The following is a 4,634-nucleotide window of genomic DNA, read 5'->3' as shown; positions in this document are numbered from 1 at the left end:
ATCCCGGACGGCGTGAGCCGATCCGGGATCCTTTTCCCCATATATGCATCTNCTGCGCTTCGCTTCGGCGGGGACGACAGTGGTTTTGGTTAGGTTTTTTGTCTGGACGCGCTTTGGTGATCCCCTTGGTCCACCAAACCGCTTCCTCTAGCGTGATCGGGCGATTTGTCGCGTCAAATCGCCCACCAACAATTGAGTTTGGCCTATGGGGCAGGCACAGCCTGCACCAAAGCCTTCTAGAACAAAACAGCTATTCGGCGGGGAGAGCTGTGTATCAACATGCGTTTTAGTGATGCACGGTTTCCACCAAAATGGGTCTAGACGGAAAAATCTTGACCCGATGGCGCTAGCTGAGCCCCAAACCCAGCTCCCAAAGTCCTACAAGGTCCAGCCCTTCACGCCCTCGCAGACAACTTTTGTGACGCATTCAAGAGAAGGGCTTTGGAGGACGTATCGATATCGAACACCGAATACCATCCCTGTGGCTCGTGCGGTGGATCGCCGACATAGGCGGTTTCTTTCGGCTTCATCCGATAATCGGCGTGCAAGGCGCGGCCTTCCCCACCCCAAGCCCAGAAATTGATGCCGGCAATCTCGCCGCCGCGCTGATGGCTTTCCAGCAAGGACTTGATGATGAGATCATAGAATTGATCGCGCCATTTTGTTGGGGTGCCAGCCTCATAAGAGGCTTCATCGCGGGGAAAGCCAAATTCTTCGATGACGAGCGGCTTTTTAAGTGCATTGGTGATGGTAACCGAATTGGCAATATAAGCCCTGGTTTCTTTTGCCACCGTTGGGAAGCTGCCCTCCAAATCCTGAGGGTCGGCCCACGACCAATTCTGCGGCCAGATATGGGCCGTTGTATAGTCGATATTGGGGCTGTCCTGGGCTGTTTGGGTCAAAGCCAGATCGTCATTGCAACCCTTCGGACCTTCATGCCCAACACAGATCAGATGGTTCGGATCAAGCGACTTAATCAAGGCGGCGGAGCGGTCGATCCAGCCCTTATAGGCCTTAAAACGTTTGGCAATGATCGCATCTGTCCCACCCGGTCGTGGCTCATTGCATAATTGCCACGACATGATCGTTGGATCATCCTTATAGGCTTTATTGGTGACACTGTTGGTGCGTGTCACCAAGCTTTTGACATAGGCCTCATATTTGGCGAGGGCGGCTTGGTTTTCATAGAATTGCGAGACAAAATCTGGGAAGGCAGGCCAAGGATGGGCCGGATCATTCATATCGATATAGCTGCCCCCATTGGTCCAGGCCTCGTAGGTTCCAAGTCCGCCGGACCATTCCCAGAAATTGGTCAGATAAAGCACGCCAGTCATGCCACGCTCGGCCAGGAGGGCAAGCGCCTTGTCCAAGCCTTCGAGCAGGCTTTCGTTCAAAGCCCCGTCCGGGGTTTGGAAAGCGGGGTTCAGGGAGTTTTTGAGGGGAGAAAGTTCAGAAGAAGCCAAGAGGCGCAAATTTGTGATACCAAGCTGTGCCATTGCATCCAGCTCTCGTTCAAGTCGACCAGGATTGCCAATTGCTGGATCGGGGGAGGCCGCATAAGCCGCATACCAAAGATTGGCCCCGACATAATAATAGGGCTTACCTTGTCTGATAAATTGTTGGCCCTTGGTGGTGATGAAATCTTGGTCGGCGCGGGAAGAAGGGCTGCAACCAGCCAAACTAACCGCCGAAAGACCAGCCAGCGTCAGGCCTGCCCCGGCCAGTCCAAACGACAATTCTCGACGATTTACCATGCCAGCCTCTCCACAAATCACCTGTGAGGACAGAATGTATGGGCAATAAAAACAGCGCTGTCAATTTTGCTCGTCGAAACCCTGTAGCTCTCGCATAGGTCCGGGCCAATCATGGCTTCTTCCATTCTGGCCAAGAATTTAGAGAGTCTTCGAACGAGAGAATTGTAGATGCGCAAGAGCCGATTTACCGAGCAGTCTTCGCGCGCAAATACCAACAGCACAGTGCCAAATCTCTGGGCGTTGGCCTCTTTCTGCCCCTTGCCTAAGGGACGATCAGCATGAACAAGAAGACTGCAAACAGCACAAGATGCAAAGCACCTTGCATGACCGTCGTTCGCCCGGTCGAAAGCGATAAAGTTGAAACCAGCAAAGTCAGCAGCAATAGGACCGTATTGGTTGGATTGAGGCCTAAGGCCAAATTCCAATCAAAAATCAGCGCAAGTCCTGCGACCACCGGAATCGTCAAGCCAATCGTCGCGAGAGCCGAACCCAACGCGAGGTTGAGGCTGGTCTGGAGGCGATTGGCGCGGGCAGCTCGTACCGCCGCTATTCCTTCGGGCAATAGGACGAGACCCGCGATGATCACACCCACAATAGCCTTTGGGGCACCGGCAAGCGCAACCAAGCCTTCAACGGTAGGTGCCAATGTCTTTGCGATCCACACAACTGCAACCAAGGAGACCAACAAGAATAGGCCACTAATCATTGTGAGCCGATCAGAGGGCAGCGGTGCTTGGGTTGGCTCAGTGGTACTTGGCTCTAGCTCGTCGGGCAGGAAGTATTCTCGGTGCCGAATAGTTTGAACCAGGACAAAGGTTGCATAAAGCACCAATGAGACGGTCCCCACAAACGCAAGTTGGGCTGGCGCGAATAATGGGCCAGGGATTGTCGTCACATAATTGGGCAAAACGAGGGTGATGATGGAAAGCGCTGCCAGCGTGGCTAAAGCGGCACTTACTCCGGTTTGCAAATAGGCTTGTTCGCCGTGGCGGAGCCCGCCCAAGAGAAGACATAGGCCGATTACGCCATTGAGGATGATCATAATGGCGGCCATGACCGTGTCACGCGCCAGCCCTTCTGTACCTTCGCCTCCGGCGAGTTTAATGGAAACGATGAGCCCAACTTCAATGATGGTAACGGCGACAGCAAATAGAAGTGTGCCAAATGGCTCACCCACTTTATGGGCGATTACTTCAGCATGATGCACTGCCGCGAGCACACACCCAAAAAGGGATAGTCCTAAGGCAGCCAATATATGGGGAGAATTTGTGGCCATGTAGGCTGCAAACAAGGCCCAACCCACCACAGGCGCTAACAGCGTCCATTTTGGGATGAAAGAGAGGGTCTTGATCATGAATGGTCCATACTCAGCGCAAAAATCAACCGATCAGAGTTTGCACCAACCGGACTCGCGCGTCTGCTAAGCGGAACACACAAAGTCGTGATCGGCTGCATTGTGCCCTGGTTGTAGCAAGACCCTAGCTCGAAGTGGCACCCTGAAGGGCCTGCCTGCCCCTCTAGGTCTGCTTGGTCGTTTCGGGTAATAGCCCCGTTGCCCGCGCGTGACGGCCGTAAACCAATTCGAACAGGGGCCCAGCCATCAGTGTCGTCACAATCGCCATCACCACCATGATCGAGAAAAGGGCAGGCTCAATAATCCCGCGTTGCAAACCGATATTTAGGATGATCAGTTCCATCAATCCACGGGCATTCATAAGAGCACCAATACCCATGGCGGTTCGATTGTCTTCCCCTGTTAGCCGGGCGGCGGCATAGCAGGCCAATCCTTTTGCGGCGATGGAAACGGCCAAGATCACCAAAGCAATGAAAAACAGGTTCCACGTATTCACCAACGTCAATTGGGTGTGCAGGCCAGAGTAGGTGAAGAAGAGGGGCAACAACAAAACGGCGGTGACTGGCTCTAATTTTTCGCGCAGCGTTTCAGAGAACTTACCCTTTGGCATGACCGCGCCCAAGACAAAGCCGCCAAACACGGCATGAATGCCAGCGATGTCCATTGCAAAGGCGCATAAAGCAAATGCGATGAGAACATAAGCCAGACTGATTTCGCTGATGCCGCCGTCGCGCTCCATCATCTTGGCCAAAGGGGCGGTCAACTTTCGGCCAAATAGCCCCATAAAGATGGCAAAGATGAAGGCACCCCCAATAGCGGCAATCGCCACCATAGGCCCGCCACCAAAACTGGCCAGCACAATTGCGAGCACGCACCAGGCCCCGGCATCATCAATCGCCCCAGCCGACAACGCTAAAGTACCCAAAGGCGATTTGCTCAAGCCTTTTTCGTGGATAATCCGAGCCAGCATGGGGAAGGCAGTGATAGCAATACAAGCGCCCATGAAGAGTTGGGCTTCCCAGGTTGCCAGCTTGTCGTGGAACAGGCCGGGCGTCTGCAGGAGCCAAGGCGTAATCAGGAAGGCACAAACGAAGGGAAAGGCGATCCCTGAAATCGATACGGCCGCCGCGCTCTTGGCGCGCGAAACAAAATGGGACGTATCGAACGTGAGGCCGACAATAAACATATAGAGGCCAACGGCCAACTGCGCTCCGACAAAGAGGATTGGCTGAGATTCCTTGGGAAAGATCAGGCTCTGCAACTCCGGGGCGAGCAGACCGAATAGGGAGGGTCCTAGGCAAACCCCTGCAATCATTTCCCCGACGACTTGTGGCTGCCCCAAAAATCGCTTGCCAAGCCAACCTACCACCCGGCACGCGACGAGGATCACGGCCAACTGGGCGAAAAAGACAATGCTGAGTTCTTGGGGGGTCATAAAGGCATCGATCTCCAAGTTTCCAAAGTCACGTAGAGGTACTGACAGAGTGTCCGTCATCAAAACATTTGGCACAGATTTGGCTGCGACT

At 53.9% G+C, this 4,634-nt stretch carries 3 protein-coding genes; all 3 read right to left on the bottom strand.

Going from position 1 to position 4,634, the window contains the following annotated elements; genetic code table 11:
• Nucleotides 1-395: 395 nt before the first annotated feature.
• Nucleotides 396-1,754 carry a glycoside hydrolase 5 family protein gene (locus B7364_RS12590; protein ID WP_085340393.1) on the bottom strand — a complete coding sequence of 453 codons (1,359 nt, stop codon included), beginning with the start codon at nt 1,752-1,754 and terminating at the stop codon, nt 396-398.
• A 262-nt stretch (nt 1,755-2,016) separates the two neighbouring features.
• Nucleotides 2,017-3,108: a calcium:proton antiporter gene (locus B7364_RS12585; RefSeq protein WP_085340392.1), complete on the bottom strand. Its 1,092-nt coding sequence runs from the start codon at nt 3,106-3,108 to the stop codon at nt 2,017-2,019.
• 163 nt (nt 3,109-3,271) lie between these two features.
• Complete coding sequence (locus B7364_RS12580) at nt 3,272-4,603, bottom strand: cation:proton antiporter (protein WP_198534238.1); 1,332 nt, start codon at nt 4,601-4,603, stop codon at nt 3,272-3,274.
• Nucleotides 4,604-4,634: the final 31 nt, after the last annotated feature.

Origin of the sequence: Aquidulcibacter paucihalophilus (genome assembly GCF_002105465.1) — a bacterium.
Lineage (GTDB): Bacteria > Pseudomonadota > Alphaproteobacteria > Caulobacterales > Aquidulcibacteraceae > Aquidulcibacter > Aquidulcibacter paucihalophilus.
Note: the sequence above shows the minus strand (reverse complement) of the source record. Positions and strands in the feature narration are given on the sequence as shown.

Bases quoted from the DNA above. Each gene is read 5' to 3' on its own strand.
- B7364_RS12590 (WP_085340393.1), bottom strand. From the start codon at position 1,754: ATGGTAAATCGTCGAGAATTGTCGTTTGGACTGGCCGGGGCAGGCCTG.
- B7364_RS12585 (WP_085340392.1), bottom strand. From the start codon at position 3,108: ATGATCAAGACCCTCTCTTTCATCCCAAAATGGACGCTGTTAGCGCCT.
- B7364_RS12580 (WP_198534238.1), bottom strand. From the start codon at position 4,603: ATGACGGACACTCTGTCAGTACCTCTACGTGACTTTGGAAACTTGGAG.